This window comes from Paracoccus marinus, from assembly GCF_007018965.1.
GTDB lineage: Bacteria > Pseudomonadota > Alphaproteobacteria > Rhodobacterales > Rhodobacteraceae > Paracoccus > Paracoccus marinus.
The window spans coordinates 19,633-32,405 of record NZ_VJYZ01000020.1 but is presented as its reverse complement, the minus strand read 5'-3'; the positions used below and the strand labels follow the sequence as shown (position 1 = coordinate 32,405).

The 12,773-nt window shown below is 69.6% G+C and carries 15 protein-coding genes and 1 tRNA gene; 7 read left to right on the top strand and 9 right to left on the bottom strand.

Features of this window, described 5'->3' with window-relative positions; translation table 11 throughout:
• Positions 1–92: 92 nt before the first annotated feature.
• Genes FNF32_RS10430 through lpxB form a run of 5 tightly spaced genes read left to right on the top strand, consistent with a single transcriptional unit; the run spans position 93 to position 4,026 of the window.
• The gene (locus FNF32_RS10430) at positions 93–713 is read left to right on the top strand and encodes a nicotinate-nucleotide adenylyltransferase (protein ID WP_131674432.1); all 621 of its coding nucleotides are present in this window, start codon (positions 93–95) and stop codon (positions 711–713) included.
• Positions 714–739: 26 nt separating this feature from the next.
• Entirely contained in the window at positions 740–1,219 is a 480-nt protein-coding gene (gene fabZ, locus FNF32_RS10425; RefSeq protein WP_131674410.1) for a 3-hydroxyacyl-ACP dehydratase FabZ, read from the top strand.
• Complete coding sequence (gene lpxA, locus FNF32_RS10420; RefSeq protein WP_131674411.1) at positions 1,212–1,997, top strand: acyl-ACP--UDP-N-acetylglucosamine O-acyltransferase; 786 nt, start codon at positions 1,212–1,214, stop codon at positions 1,995–1,997. The genes fabZ and lpxA overlap by 8 nt, the downstream gene beginning before the upstream one ends.
• Positions 1,994–2,827 carry an LpxI family protein gene (locus tag FNF32_RS10415; protein WP_131674412.1) on the top strand — a complete coding sequence of 278 codons (834 nt, stop codon included), beginning with the start codon at positions 1,994–1,996 and terminating at the stop codon, positions 2,825–2,827. Before lpxA ends, FNF32_RS10415 begins: the two co-directional genes overlap by 4 nt.
• Positions 2,824–4,026: a lipid-A-disaccharide synthase gene (gene lpxB, locus FNF32_RS10410; protein WP_131674413.1), complete on the top strand. Its 1,203-nt coding sequence runs from the start codon at positions 2,824–2,826 to the stop codon at positions 4,024–4,026. Before FNF32_RS10415 ends, lpxB begins: the two co-directional genes overlap by 4 nt.
• On the opposite strand, the gene FNF32_RS10405 is transcribed toward lpxB, so the two are convergent.
• The 9 genes from FNF32_RS10405 to FNF32_RS10365 all read right to left on the bottom strand — a co-directional run bounded on the left by FNF32_RS10405 (position 4,010) and on the right by FNF32_RS10365 (position 10,602).
• Complete coding sequence (locus FNF32_RS10405; protein ID WP_131674414.1) at positions 4,010–4,381, bottom strand: RidA family protein; 372 nt, start codon at positions 4,379–4,381, stop codon at positions 4,010–4,012. The two genes, lpxB and FNF32_RS10405, sit on opposite strands and share 17 nt — an antisense overlap.
• A gap of 4 nt (positions 4,382–4,385) precedes the next feature.
• Positions 4,386–5,153, bottom strand: coding sequence for a sulfite exporter TauE/SafE family protein (locus tag FNF32_RS10400; protein WP_131674415.1), 768 nt, complete (start codon positions 5,151–5,153; stop codon positions 4,386–4,388).
• 128 nt (positions 5,154–5,281) lie between these two features.
• The gene (locus FNF32_RS10395; protein WP_131674416.1) at positions 5,282–6,250 is read right to left on the bottom strand and encodes a ring-cleaving dioxygenase; all 969 of its coding nucleotides are present in this window, start codon (positions 6,248–6,250) and stop codon (positions 5,282–5,284) included.
• 127 nt (positions 6,251–6,377) lie between these two features.
• Complete coding sequence (locus FNF32_RS10390; RefSeq protein ID WP_131674417.1) at positions 6,378–6,749, bottom strand: hypothetical protein; 372 nt, start codon at positions 6,747–6,749, stop codon at positions 6,378–6,380.
• 183 nt (positions 6,750–6,932) lie between these two features.
• A complete protein-coding gene (locus FNF32_RS10385) occupies positions 6,933–8,156 on the bottom strand; it encodes a hypothetical protein (RefSeq protein ID WP_143796627.1) in 1,224 nt (407 codons plus the stop codon).
• Between the two features lie 19 nt (positions 8,157–8,175).
• Positions 8,176–8,505, bottom strand: a complete 330-nt coding sequence (locus FNF32_RS10380) for a hypothetical protein (RefSeq protein WP_131674419.1) — start codon at positions 8,503–8,505, stop codon at positions 8,176–8,178.
• 21 nt (positions 8,506–8,526) lie between these two features.
• On the bottom strand, positions 8,527–9,879 hold the full coding sequence (locus tag FNF32_RS10375) for an Hsp70 family protein (protein WP_131674420.1): 1,353 nt from the start codon (positions 9,877–9,879) through the stop codon (positions 8,527–8,529).
• A 184-nt stretch (positions 9,880–10,063) separates the two neighbouring features.
• Positions 10,064–10,137, bottom strand: a tRNA-Gly gene (locus FNF32_RS10370).
• A 42-nt stretch (positions 10,138–10,179) separates the two neighbouring features.
• Entirely contained in the window at positions 10,180–10,602 is a 423-nt protein-coding gene (locus FNF32_RS10365; protein ID WP_131674421.1) for a DUF1489 family protein, read from the bottom strand.
• A gap of 159 nt (positions 10,603–10,761) precedes the next feature.
• Here FNF32_RS10365 and FNF32_RS10360 point away from each other — a divergent pair, with 159 nt between their 5' ends.
• Entirely contained in the window at positions 10,762–11,973 is a 1,212-nt protein-coding gene (locus FNF32_RS10360; RefSeq protein WP_131674422.1) for a multidrug effflux MFS transporter, read from the top strand.
• Positions 11,974–12,138: 165 nt separating this feature from the next.
• Positions 12,139–12,759 (top strand): 30S ribosomal protein S4, encoded by a 621-nt coding sequence (gene rpsD / locus FNF32_RS10355; RefSeq protein WP_131674423.1) that lies wholly within the window; start codon positions 12,139–12,141, stop codon positions 12,757–12,759.
• Positions 12,760–12,773: the final 14 nt, after the last annotated feature.

Here is a 12,773-nt window from a genome sequence, read left to right as displayed (position 1 = left end):
CCGGGTCCGTGCTGTCGCGCGGCCACCGCTTCCGCTCGGGACCGCCAAAGGCGCCAGGATCGCGCGCGGGGCTGCCCGTGGGCCTGCCCGGCATGCGGATCGGCCTGCTTGGCGGATCGTTCGATCCCCCGCACAAGGCTCATGTCCAGATCAGCGAACTGGCGCTGCGGCGGTTCCGGCTTGACCGCATCTGGTGGCTGGTCACGCCCGGCAATCCGCTCAAGGCGCATGGACCCGCGCCCATCGCCGAACGCATCGCCGCCGCGCGCGCGATCCTCGACGATCCCCGCGTCGTCGTCACCGACCTTGAGACGCGGCTGGGCACCCGCAAGACCGCCGACACGCTGGCCGCGATGCAGCATGGCTGGCCGGGCGTGCGCTTCGTCTGGCTGATGGGGTCCGACAACCTGGTCCAGTTCGACCGCTGGGAACGCTGGCGCGAGATCGCGGCCCGCGTCCCCATCGGCGTCATCGCCCGGCCCGGATCGCGCCTGCCCGCGCGGTTCTCGCACGCCGCGCACGCGCTGGAACGCCACCGCCTGCCGCAGGCCCGCGCGGCGCTGCTGGCCGACTGCAAGCCGCCCGCTTGGGTGCTGATCGACGTGCCGATGTCGCCCGTGTCGTCGGCCGCGATCCGTGCCGCCCGGCGGTCAGGCGCGCCGCGCCACCCGCCCGCAGGCGGGGCAAGCTTGCCAAGCGCGCCCCCCGTTTGATAGCTGGTCGAAAACCGGAGGAACCGATGGCCGCCACCGAGCGCACGCCTGCCCCACATACCGAGGCCGACCTTGCCCTGATCAAGCGGATCATCCCGCACCGCTATCCGTTCCTGCTGGTGGACAAGGTGCGCGACATCGTGCCCGGGACGTCGGCGGTGGGCATCAAGAACGTGACTGCGAACGAGCCGCATTTCCCCGGCCACTTCCCGAACGCGCCGATCATGCCCGGCGTCCTGGTGGTCGAGGCGATGGCCCAGACCGCCGCCGTCCTCGTCGGCGTCACGCTGGACGTGGCGGACCGCAACCTGCTCACGTATTTCATGGCGATCGACAACTGCAAGTTCCGCAGCATGGTCGTCCCCGGCGACGTGCTTGAGCTGCACATCGACATCACCCGCGCGGGCGGCCGCATCTGGCGCTTCCGCGGCCGGGGGATGGTGGGTGACAAGCTGTGCGCCGAGGCGGATTTCACCGCGATGATGGACCTTCCGGCGAATGGTTGAGGGATCGGTCCACCCCTCTGCGGTCGTCGAGCCCGGCGCGGTGCTGGGCGCGGGCGTCGAGGTGGGGCCGTTCTGCCATGTCGGCGCGCAGGTGCGACTGGACGAGGGCGTGGTCCTGAAAAGCCATGTCGTCGTCACCGGCGACACCCGGATCGGGGCCGGCACGACGATCTTCCCGTTTGCCTGCATCGGCGAGGCGCCTCAGGACCTCAAGTTCCGGGGCGAGCGCACGGTCCTGCGGATCGGGGCGCGCAACCGCATCCGCGAATACGTGACCATCAACCCCGGGACCGAGGGCGGCGGGGGCGAGACGGTCGTCGGCGATGACGGGCTGTTCATGGCGGGCAGCCACATCGCGCATGATTGCCGCGTGGGCAACAACGTCATCCTGGTCAACAACGTGGCCGTCGCGGGCCATTGCGTGATCGAGGACGAGGTGATCGTGGGCGGGTTGTCAGGCATTCACCAGTTCGTGCGGATCGGCCGAGGGGCGATGATCGGCGCGGTCACGATGGTGACGGCCGACGTTCTGCCCCATGCGTTGGTGCAGGGGCCGCGCGGGCAGGTGGACGGGCTGAACCTCATCGGCCTCAAGCGCCGCGGGGCGGGCCGCGCCGACGTGCTGGCGCTGCGCCAGCTGCTCGCCGCGCTGTCGGGCGGATCGCTGCGCGAGACCGCGCGCGAACGCGCCGTCGGCCGCGTGTCGGCGATGGAACGCGAGGTGCTCGACTTCATCCTCGCGCCGTCCGAGCGCAGCTTTCTGACGCCGCAGGCATGACCGTCACCGGCAAGACGCCCGCCCGCACGGTCGTGATCGCGGGGCAGGGATCGCTGGCGGCGGTGGTGGTCGCCGCGCTGCGTGACGTGGGCGCCGAACCGCGCGTCTTTGCCCTTGAAGGGTTCGTCCCCGACGGCCTCGCGGTTGAGCCGTTCCGGCTGGAACGGCTTGTGCCGCTGCTCGACCGGCTGGTGGACGAGGGGGTCGGGCGGGTCGTGTTCGCGGGCGCGGTCCGCAGGCCGCGCCTCGACCCGGAACTGTTCGACCAGCGCACCGCCGCGCTGCTGCCGCGCATCCTGAACGCGATGCAGTCCGGCGACGACGGCGCGCTGCGCGAGGTGATCGCGATCTTCGAGGATTGGGGACTAGCCGTCGTCGGCGTGCAGGACCTACTGCCGGACCTCGTCCCCGGCGCGGGGGTGCTGGCGGGCGACCCGACCGACGCCGACCGCCGCGACGCCGACCGCGCGGCCGAGATCCTGGCCGCGCTCGGACCGCTGGATCTGGGGCAGGGCGCCGTGGTGGCAAGCGCGCTGTGCGTGGCGGTCGAGACGCTGCCCGGCACCGACGCGATGCTGGATTTCGTGGCCCGGCACCGGGCGGGGGCTGCGGGCCCCGGTGGCGCGGGCGGGGTCTTCTACAAGGCGCCGAAGCCCGGGCAGGACCGCCGGATCGACCTGCCGACGCTTGGGCCCGCGACGATCGAGGCCGCGGCCCGCGCGGGCCTGTCCGGCATCGCATGGGAAGCGGGGGGCGTCATTGTGCTGGACCGCGCCGCCGCCGTTGCCGCCGCGAAAGGGGCCGGGTTGTTCCTGTGGGCGCGCCCATGACCGCGCCCGAACCCGATGCCCCTGCCGCCCCTCCAGCCGCCGCGCCGCGCATCTTCGTGGTGGCGGGCGAGCCCTCGGGCGATCGGTTGGGCGGCGCGCTGATGGGGGGGCTGCGCGACCTCGACCCCCTCACCCAGTTTCGCGGCATCGGCGGGCCCCAGATGACCGCGCACGGGCTGGAAAGCCGCTTTCCGATGGCCGAGCTGAGCCTGATGGGCATCTGGGAGGTGCTGCCGAAATACCGCGCGTTGAAGCGCCGGATCGCCGAAACCGCGCAGGCGGTGCTGGACTGGAAGCCTGACGCGCTCGTCACCATCGACAGCCCCGACTTCGGGCTGCGGGTCGCGCGGCTGGTGCGCACGGCGGACCCGTCGATCCGCACGATCCACTACGTCGCGCCCTCGGTCTGGGCGTGGCGGCCGGGCCGGGCCGCCAAGATGGCCCGGTCGATCGATCACGTGCTGGCGATCCTGCCGTTCGAGCCGCCCTTGATGCGCGCGGCCGGGATGACCTGCGATTTCGTGGGCCACCCCGTCGTCGCCGAACCCCGCGCGACCCCGCCCGCCGCCGCCCGGTTCCGCGCCCGCCACGGCATCGCGCCCGACGCGCCGCTGGTCTTGTGCCTGCCCGGATCGCGGCGGGGCGAGATCGCGCGCCTCGGCCCCCGCTTCGGCCGGACGCTGGCGCTGTTGCGCGACCGCGTGCCCGGCATGCGGGTCGCCCTGCCGACGGTGCCGGGGGTGGCCGCACAGATCGCCGACATGGCGCAGGGCTGGCCCACCGTGCCTGTGCTGGTCGAGGATGCGGCCGAAAAGCTGTCCGCCTTTGCCGCGGCCGACATCGCGCTGGCCGCGTCGGGGACCGTCAGCCTGGAACTCGCGGCGAACCGGGTGCCGATGGTGATCGGCTACGACATGGCCCCGGTCAGCCGGGCGCTGATCGGCTGGATGCTGCGGACCGATACGGTGACGCTGGTGAACCTTGTGAGCGAAACGCGCGCGGTGCCCGAATACCTGGGCGCCAGATGCAGGCCGGGACCGATGGCCGACGCGCTGGCGAAGCTGTTTCAGGATGACGCGGCGCGCGCGGCCCAGATCGCGGCGATGGACCTGACGATGGACCGGCTTGGCCGCGGGGGCGAGCCGCCCGGCTTGCGGGCGGCCCGTTCCGTTCTGGGCGCGATCAGAGCGCCGCTGTGACGATGATCTCGACCTTGTAGTCGGGCGTGGCGAGCTTCGCCTCGCCGGTGGCGCGGGCGGGGGCGTGGCCCTTGGCGACCCATGCGTCCCACACGCCGTTCATCTCGGCAAAGTCGGCCATGTCGGCAAGCCAGATCTGGGCATAAAGGATGCGGGTCTTGTCGGTGCCTGCGGCGGCAAGCAGGCGGTCCACCTCGACCAGGACGGCGCGGGTCTGCGCGGCCACGGATTCGCCCGGCGCGCCGACCTGGCCCGCCAGATAGACGGTGCCGTTCGCGACTACCGCCATGCTCATCCGGTCGCCGCATTCGATCCGCGTGATCTCGGTCCGCGCTGCCGCCGTGTTGTCTGCCATGTGCCTATGCTCCGTTCACATATCGCCAGAAGAACACCGCCGTCATGCCGAAGCCCACCACGGCGATCAAGGCCCGAAGCGCCGGCATCGGGATCAGCCGCGCGATCGGCGCGCCCAGATAGCCGCCGGTGACGGTGCCCACGCTCATCAACAGCGCCTCGGGCCAGGCGACCTCGCCCCCGGCGGCGAAGATCAGGGCGGAGATGGTCGCAAGCGCGAAGCTCAGCCAGGTCTTGAGGCCGTTCATCGCGTGCAGGTCGGTCATTCCCCAGAGCGAAAACAGCGCCAGCAGGATGATGCCCAGGCCGCCGTTGAAATAGCCGCCATAGATCGCGACCGGGATCATGCTGCCTGCGCCGAAAGCTGTGACGCCGCCGCGAAAGCGCGAGGCGAAGCGGCGGACCTGCGCGCTGAACACGAACACCAGCGTCGCGGCAAGCAGCAGGAACGGCACCACGGCCGAGAAGGCGTCGTTCGACGAAACCAGCAGCAGGACCGACCCGAGCGCGCCCCCGAGCGCGGTCAGCACGGTCAGCCGCACGACCTGCCGCCGGTCCACCCGCGCCAGATCGCGGCGGAACCCGATCGCCGAGGCGAGATAGCCGGGCAACGCCGCGACCGTGGTGCTGGCGTTTGCCGTGACCGGGGGCAGGCCCACGAACACGAGGGCGGGAAAGGTGATGAACGTCCCCCCGCCCGCGACGGCGTTGAGCATTCCGCCCACGAAACCCGCCCCGACCATCGTGAGCAAGGCGACCCAGTCGTAGTCCATCCGCCATCCCTTCAGCGCTGCATCCGCCTGCACCATAGGCGAGCCGCGCCGGGCCGCCAGAGGGGTCGGCGGCGGACGCTGCGGCCCGGCCGCGCCGTTGCAAGCGCTGCCGGGGGTAGCGGCAGGCGTCAGTCGATGGGTTTCAGCTGCGCCTCGATCTCGGCGCGCCGGGGTTCAAGCTGCGGGGGCAGGGACAGCGCCTCGCCCATCGTCCCGGCCGGCTCGTCCTGCGCGAAGCCAGGCCCGTCGGTGGCGAGTTCGAACAGCACGCCGCCGGGTTCGCGGAAATAGAGGCTGCGGAAATAGAACCGGTCGATCTCGCCCGTGGTGCGCATCCCGTGATCGGCCACCCGGCGGGACCATGCCAGCAGCGACGGTGCGTCGGGCACGCGGAAGGCGACGTGGTGAACCCCGCCCGCGCCCTGCGCCGCAGAGGCCTGGCTAGGTTGCACCGAAACGTGCAGCTCGGCCGCAGTTTCGCCCGGACCCATCTCGAAGACGTGGACGCGGGCACCCGCCGCCGTGCCATCCGCACCCGCGTCGGGATCGGCATATTCCGCCGTCTCGCGCATGTTCATGACGTCGGTCAGCACCGCGCGCGTGGGCGCGAGGTCGCGGACGGCCATCGTGATCGGCCCCAGCCCAAGGATCTGGTGCTGCGCCGGAACCGGGCTGCGGTCCCAGGGACGGGCGGAAGCCCCATGGCCAGCGTCGGCGGTCAGGCGCAGGCGCTGCCCCTCGGGATCCTCGAAATCCAGCGTGGCGCGGCCGTTCACCTCGCGGATCGGGGTCGCCTCGACGCCAGCCTCGCGCAGGCGCGCGGCCCAGTAGTCAAGGCTTGCCGGGTCGATCCTGAGCCCGGTGCGGCTGACCGACCGCGTGCCGCGCCGTTCGCGGCCCGTGGGCCAGTCGAAGAAGGTAAGGTCGGTCCCGGCGCTGCCCGCGCCATCGGCGTAGAACAGGTGATAGGACGAGGTGTCGTCCTGATTGACGGTCTTCTTGACGCGCCGCATCCCCATGACCTGGCGATAAAAGCGGTCGGTGCCGCTGGCGTCGGCCGTGACGGCGGTCAGGTGGTGGATACCGGTAAGGTCCATGGCGGGTCTCCCTTCTGCTGACGCCAGAGATGGGGTCTGCCAGCCTTCGGGAAAACGGGTACGAAGCGGATCGTGGCGTTCGACAATTCCGAACACCGGGCGCTTCGCCCGCGCCTTTACCCTCGGCTCACGCCTTGAGGCATTCCTTGTAGACCTCGGTATCCAGCGCCTTGCCGTCGAGCGAGAAGAACGGATCGCTCATCGGCATGGCGTAGGCGTTGCGGATCCCCTGCTCGACCGAGAACACCAGCAGCCGCTGCATCTCCTTGCGGTCCGCGTCGGGCATTGCCGGCAACTGCGACATGAACTTGGTCAGCGACTTGCCCATGTAGTCGGCGGCCTGCGCCTGGTCGTAGCCGCCGGCGCGCAGCCGCACGATCTGCGCGATCATCGGCGCCACGACCTCGCACCCGGCCGCGTTTTCGGTACCCGCCAGCGCCGCGCCGGTGCCGGGCACCAGAAGCACGCAGCAGACCGCCTGCAGAAGAAATCGCCTCATGATGAATCCCTTGTCGGTGAACCGCCCCGCGATACGGGCAGGGCCGACTTTGGGGGCGGGTGCGCGGATGTAAACCTGCGCGGCGGGGAGGAGGGGGATGTACAGGCGGAATGTTGCCGGGGTCATGGGACCACGGGTGTCCGGGGAAAGAGCCCGGCACCACGCTTGCATCCCGGTCAGCACCTAGAACAGCAGGTAAAGCGCAACCACAAAGACAAGCGCCACGTGGGCGCAGGCGAAGACGGCCAGCTTTTCCTGCCCCCGGATCGGACGCGCCCACCACAGTCTCAGCCTCGATACACGTTTGCGGACGACGATGGGCAAGTAGCGCACCACAACCGACATGAGCGACAGCAGGAATCGAAGGAATACGACCTGAACAGCCGTCACCATCACGGCGAAGAACATTGCTGCGCCAAACGCTTCAAGCACGAAAACTTCGCCTACGTTTCCGATGTAGAGCGTGGCCGCCAGGATGCCCGCGAAGATCCAAATGAATGCCGGGCGGATACCCGATTGGACACCGGCCGGTCGCATCGGCGCCGAAGCCGGGTCGATCCTGTCGAGATATTCCACCGCGTCAGGGAAGCGGCGGCGGAACCCCACGAAGTCGCTGCGCCAGCCGAACCGCTGGTCGATCAGCCGCACCCATTCGGCAGGCGGCCGAACCTCGGAGAGATGCGCCACCATCATCGCTTCCGCCCGGTCGCGGACCAACCGATCCTCCAGCGCGACGCTGGCCAAGATGGGCCGCCATGCCTCGGGATCGTACACGCGCGACCGCAACAGACTGTCGATCCGGGGCAGGATCGCTTCGGGTGCCGCTCCGCCCCAGGGTGTCGGGGCGGGGGCTGCGGTGAAGCGGCGCGAGGGCAACGGGGCGGAATGGTCCGCCGAAAGGGCATCGGTCGCCTCGTCCGGAGGGGGCTGCCGGTCAAGCTCGTTCGCGCCTTCGCGCGGGTGCGCCTGCCCGGGTTCCTGCGCAATGGACCCTTGCGCTTCGCCGAGCCAGGGCGCGGCCACTGAGATCGGCGGTTCCGGGTTCGCATCGTCGTGCGGTTCGGTATCGTCATCCGGTGGCGGAGCTGAGTATGCGGGCACCCGCGCGCCGGCGTCGGTCGCGTCCTGAGGCGCGGTGCTGCCGCCGCTTCGCGCCTTGCGATAGGTCGGGCGTGGCGGAGCGGCCGGGCCATCCAGGGCGGCGGCGGGGACGACGCTCACGCGCCGCCTTGGCTCATCGTCGTCCGTCAGCCTCAGGGCCAGTTCATAGGCATCGCGCAGTCGCTGGAAGTCCTCGGCAGACTGGTCGGGACCGGCCGCCTTCAAGCGGCGCGCATAGGCCCGACGCACGTCGCGCGCGCTTTCGGCCGGCTCGTCCAGCCCCAGCTCGGACCAGATCTCGCCCATGTGGCTGAACGACACGCCGCTACCGGACATAGTTTTCCTGGATCTGGCGGGCCAGTTCGGAAACACGCGTCCGCTCGGCGGCGATCACCCGGGGGTCCTGGCATGCCAGCGCGCTGTCGAACTCATCCAAGAGCCGCGCCAGAAGCAGCCGGTCGTTGCCAAGAAGCACTTCGTGAAGGTGCTTCAGGGTCTCGAGCAGGGTCACGTTCTCGGCCTGCTCGCGGACGTCGAGCTTGAGCGCCTCCATCTCCTTCAGGCGCTTCGCCTTTTCTGCGGCCGGCATGGCGGATGCGAGGTTGTCGATCACGTTCGAGAACGTGCGGTTGGTTGACAGGACCGTCGCGTCCACCGCCAGCAGCCCGCTGGGATCCTAGGTGAAACGCACGTTCACCGCCTCTTGCCCCGCCGGTCCGCGCGGCAGATAGACGAAAAGGTCGCCAAGCTTGATGTTTTCGGACGCGATCGCGGATTCGCCCTGAAAGATCTGCATGGCGAATTCGCTTTGATTGTCCGCGATCGTCACGAACGTTTCTGCGCGGCTTGCGGGCAGCAGGGTGTTGCGTTCGATCAGGGGTTCGAAACGGTTTGTCGAGTAACGCTTTCCGCTGATCCTTCTGGCCGTGTCGATGCCAAGCGAGAAGGGCGCGAGGTCGGTCATGACCACGTCGCGCAAGCCCTGGTGTTTCGACACGAGCCCGGCCTGCACCGCGGCGCCAAGCGCGACGGCGTGGTCGGGATCCACGCGGCCGTCGGGCAGCTGGCGGAAGACGCGCGCGGCAAGCGAGCGCACCGCCGCCATGCGGGTCGCGCCGCCGACCAGAATGACCCGGTCCACCTGATCGGCCGACAACCCCGAATCGTAGAAGCTGGCCTCGATCGGGCGGCGCATGCGCTCCAGCAGGGGCTCCGTCAGCGCCGCGAACTCGTCGTCCGAAATCGTCAGCTCGACTTCGCGTCCACCGACCGCCGCCCGGCCGGTGACGCTGCGGCCGGCAGCCAGCCGCCGCTTCGCGTCCTCGGCCAACGCAAGAAGTGCCTCGAGCCCCGCGGGGTCGAGTCGGGACCAGTCGATCCCGGCCTTCGTCGCGGCGTGGCGGGCAAGCGCCTCGGTGAAGTCGTCGCCGCCCAGGAACGCGTCGCCCGAGCTCGCGCGGACCTCCATCACGCCCTCGAACATCTCGAGGATCGACACGTCGAAGGTGCCGCCACCGAGATCAAGAACGACGAAGCTGCTTTCCTCGTCGCGGTTCTGGACTCCGGAGGCCAGCGCCGCTGCCGTCGGCTCGTTGATCAGGCGCTGGACGGTCAGCCCGGCAATCTCGGCTGCGTCCTTGGTGGCCTGGCGCTGAAGCGCGTTGAAATAGGCGGGCACCGAGATCACGACGTCGGTCACCGCGCACCCCAGCGCCGCCTCGGCATCCGCCTTGAGCGATTTCAGCACCATTGCCGACAGCTCGACGGCGCTGTAGCTGCGGCGCCCCAGCCTGATCTGCTTGGGGGTGCCCATCAGACGCTTGAACCGCGCAGCCGTGAGGGAGGGGTGGCGCACCAGCCGCATCTTCGCGGGCTTGCCGACCAGAAGCGTCTGGTTGTCGTCGGCGAGGCCCACGACCGACGGGGTCAGATATTCGCCAAGCGCGTTCGGCAGAAGCCGCGGCCCGTCATCATCAAAGACGGCGATCAGCGAGTTGCTGGTTCCCAGATCGATCCCGAGGCAGGCCATGGCCGCGGCTCCTGCGTGCTTGAAATGGCGTCGGCTGCAATGCACGCATTTGATGCGGTAGAAGGCCCTGTTCCGCAATGCCTCGCGGCAGCCGGCATCTTGAAACGGCAGGTTTCGGCCGGTGCCGCACGCCGTGAGCGATGCGGCCCATCGCACGACGCGCGGCACGGGAGCGATGATGGATTGGAGCGGGTGAAGGGAATCGAACCCTCGTCGTAAGCTTGGGAAGCTTCTGCTCTACCATTGAGCTACACCCGCGTGTGTCCGGCGATACCGTGCCGGCCGGGCCCGGTCAAGCGGTCACAGCAGACCCATGGCCGCCAGTTCGCGGGCGAGGGCGGGGGGCAGGGCCGCTTCGGTCGCGCGGTGGGCGGGCATGTCGGGCGGGGCCTCCGACGGCTTGAGATAGCGCCAGCCCTGGAACGGGCGGCGGGGGACTGCGGCGACCGGGACCAGGACGGGGTCCAGCATCAGCGCGCAGCGGGTGATGCCGTCCTCGCCCCTGCGTTCCTCGAACCCGATCAGGCGCTGACGGGCCAGCATGGTGCCCTTGAATACCCAGAAGATCGACCCGCCCGCCAGCAGCTCGTCGCAGCGCTTGGGCCACATCCGGGTCACGTGCTGCGCGGGCGCGCCGCCAAAGCGGTCGCGCTGCCAGCGGGCAAGTTCGTCAGGGCCGCTGGCGCCGACGCACAGCTTCATCATGTGCAAAGAGGCTGTCATGCGGCCGATATAGGGAGGCGTCGAGAAGGTTAACAGGGTTCGCGCGCGACACGTGAGGCGGGTGCGTCGGCCGCTTTCTCCTCGGGCCCTTCGCAGCCCCGGGCGCCGCCTTGCGGCAGTCCGTCGCAGCACGTAGGTCTTGCCTGAAAGGAATCCCGCATGTCCACCTTTACCGCTACGGCCGCCCGGCGGCTGCCGCAGGGCGAGCTTATCGCGCTGCTCGCTTTCCTGTTCGCCACCGTCGCCTTTTCCATCGACGCCATGCTGCCCGCGCTGCCCCAGATCGCGGCGGAGCTGTCGCCCGATGACGTGAACCGCGCCCAGCTGATCCTGACCAGCTTCGTCGCGGGGATGGGGCTTGGCACGCTGTTCGCGGGGCCGATTTCGGACGCGATCGGACGAAAGCCCGCGATGGCGATCGGGTTCGGCATCTACCTCGCCGCCGCGGCCGCGGCGCTGTTCGCGCATTCGCTCGAGACGCTGCTGGTGATCCGGTTCGTCCAGGGCCTGGGCGCGGCCGGCCCGCGCATCGTCGGCACCGCGCTGGTGCGCGACATGTACGAGGGGCGCGAGATGGCGCGCATCACCAGCTTCATCATGATGGTGTTCATGATCGTGCCGGCGGTGGCGCCCTCGATCGGGCTCGCGTTCATCCACTTCATGGGGTGGCAGGGCGTGTTCGGCGGCTTCCTGCTGTTCGGCGCGACCGGCTTTGCGTGGTTCATGCTGCGCCAGGTCGAGACGCTGCCGCAAGCCGCCCGCCGGCCGCTGGAGTTCGGCACGCTGTGGGCCGGGGCGCGCGAAGTGCTGTCGGACCGTGAGATCGTCCTGTGCACGGTCGTGATCTCGCTGGGGTTCGGGCAGATGTTCGCGCTGCTGTCGTCGGCCCAGCAGCTGTTCGCGGACACCTACGGCACGGGCGAGCAGTTCCCGCTGTGGTTCGCGGTGATGGCCCTGCTGGCCGCGCTCGGCACGTTCATCAACGCGCGGCTGGTCATGCGGCTGGGGATGCGGCGGATCGCGCGCGGCGCCTATGCGATGCAGATCATCGTGTCGGGGCTGTTCATGCTGGCGCTCTGGACCGACGTGCTGCCGCCCGCCCTTCGGTTCCCCGCGTTCTTCCTGTGGGCGGTCAGCCTGTTCATGATGGCGGGCCTGACCTTCGGGAACCTCAATGCGCTCGCCATGCAGCGCAAGGGCCACATCGCGGGCATGACCGCGTCGGTGGTGTCGGCGGTGTCCACGCTGCTGGCGGTGGTGATCGCGGCCCCGGTAGGACTCGCGTTCGACGGCACGGCGATGCCGGTCGCGGCGGCGGCCTTCGTCTGCTCGACCCTGGCCTGGCTGCTGATGGGCCGGATGATGCACTGAAAATCCTTCGCGCGGGGGTCATTGACACCCGCGCGACCGCGGCTATAAGCGCCGCTTCCATTGGTGTTGGTGGACCCCGCAAGGGGAGACCTGTCGGCCGCGCCCGTCCATACGGGCAACGCAAAGGACAACGCCCTTCACACTGCGAAACGAAGGAGATCAGCGATGACCAAACGCACCGCTGCCAAGTACAAGATCGACCGCCGCATGGGCGAAAACATCTGGGGCCGCGCCAAGTCCCCGGTGAACAAGCGTGAATACGGCCCCGGCCAGCACGGCCAGCGCCGCAAGAACAAGCTCAGCGACTTCGGCACCCAGCTGCGCGCCAAGCAGAAGCTCAAGGGCTACTACGGCGACCTGACCGAAAAGCAGTTCCGCCGCATCTATGCCGAGGCCGAGCGTCTGCGCGGCGATACCGGCGAGATGCTGGTCGGCCTGCTGGAGCGTCGTCTGGACGCGGTGGTCTACCGCGCCAAGTTCGTCCCGACCATCTTCGCCGCGCGCCAGTTCGTGAACCACGGCCACGTGCAGGTGAACGGCCAGCGCGTGAACATCGCGTCCTACCGCGTCAAGGAAGGCGACGTGGTTTCGGTCCGCGACAAGTCGCGCCAGCTGGCGATCGTGCTGGAATCGGTCGGCCTGGCCGAGCGGGACGTCCCCGACTACCTGGAAGTCGACCACAACAAGATGACCGCGACCTTCGTGCGGACCCCGGCCCTGGGCGACGTGCCCTACGCGGTCCAGATGGAACCGAACCTGGTCGTCGAATACTACGCGCAGAACTGATCCCTTCAGGGTTC

Bases quoted from the DNA above. Each gene is read 5' to 3' on its own strand.
- FNF32_RS10405 (WP_131674414.1), bottom strand. From the start codon at position 4,381: ATGGCAGACAACACGGCGGCAGCGCGGACCGAGATCACGCGGATCGAA.
- FNF32_RS10360 (WP_131674422.1), top strand. From the start codon at position 10,762: ATGTCCACCTTTACCGCTACGGCCGCCCGGCGGCTGCCGCAGGGCGAG.
- FNF32_RS10395 (WP_131674416.1), bottom strand. From the start codon at position 6,250: ATGGACCTTACCGGTATCCACCACCTGACCGCCGTCACGGCCGACGCC.
- FNF32_RS10385 (WP_143796627.1), bottom strand. From the start codon at position 8,156: ATGGGCGAGATCTGGTCCGAGCTGGGGCTGGACGAGCCGGCCGAAAGC.
- FNF32_RS10430 (WP_131674432.1), top strand. From the start codon at position 93: ATGCGGATCGGCCTGCTTGGCGGATCGTTCGATCCCCCGCACAAGGCT.
- FNF32_RS10365 (WP_131674421.1), bottom strand. From the start codon at position 10,602: ATGACAGCCTCTTTGCACATGATGAAGCTGTGCGTCGGCGCCAGCGGC.
- FNF32_RS10390 (WP_131674417.1), bottom strand. From the start codon at position 6,749: ATGAGGCGATTTCTTCTGCAGGCGGTCTGCTGCGTGCTTCTGGTGCCC.
- lpxB (WP_131674413.1), top strand. From the start codon at position 2,824: ATGACCGCGCCCGAACCCGATGCCCCTGCCGCCCCTCCAGCCGCCGCG.
- FNF32_RS10375 (WP_131674420.1), bottom strand. From the start codon at position 9,879: ATGGCCTGCCTCGGGATCGATCTGGGAACCAGCAACTCGCTGATCGCC.
- FNF32_RS10415 (WP_131674412.1), top strand. From the start codon at position 1,994: ATGACCGTCACCGGCAAGACGCCCGCCCGCACGGTCGTGATCGCGGGG.
- FNF32_RS10400 (WP_131674415.1), bottom strand. From the start codon at position 5,153: ATGGACTACGACTGGGTCGCCTTGCTCACGATGGTCGGGGCGGGTTTC.
- rpsD (WP_131674423.1), top strand. From the start codon at position 12,139: ATGACCAAACGCACCGCTGCCAAGTACAAGATCGACCGCCGCATGGGC.
- fabZ (WP_131674410.1), top strand. From the start codon at position 740: ATGGCCGCCACCGAGCGCACGCCTGCCCCACATACCGAGGCCGACCTT.
- lpxA (WP_131674411.1), top strand. From the start codon at position 1,212: ATGGTTGAGGGATCGGTCCACCCCTCTGCGGTCGTCGAGCCCGGCGCG.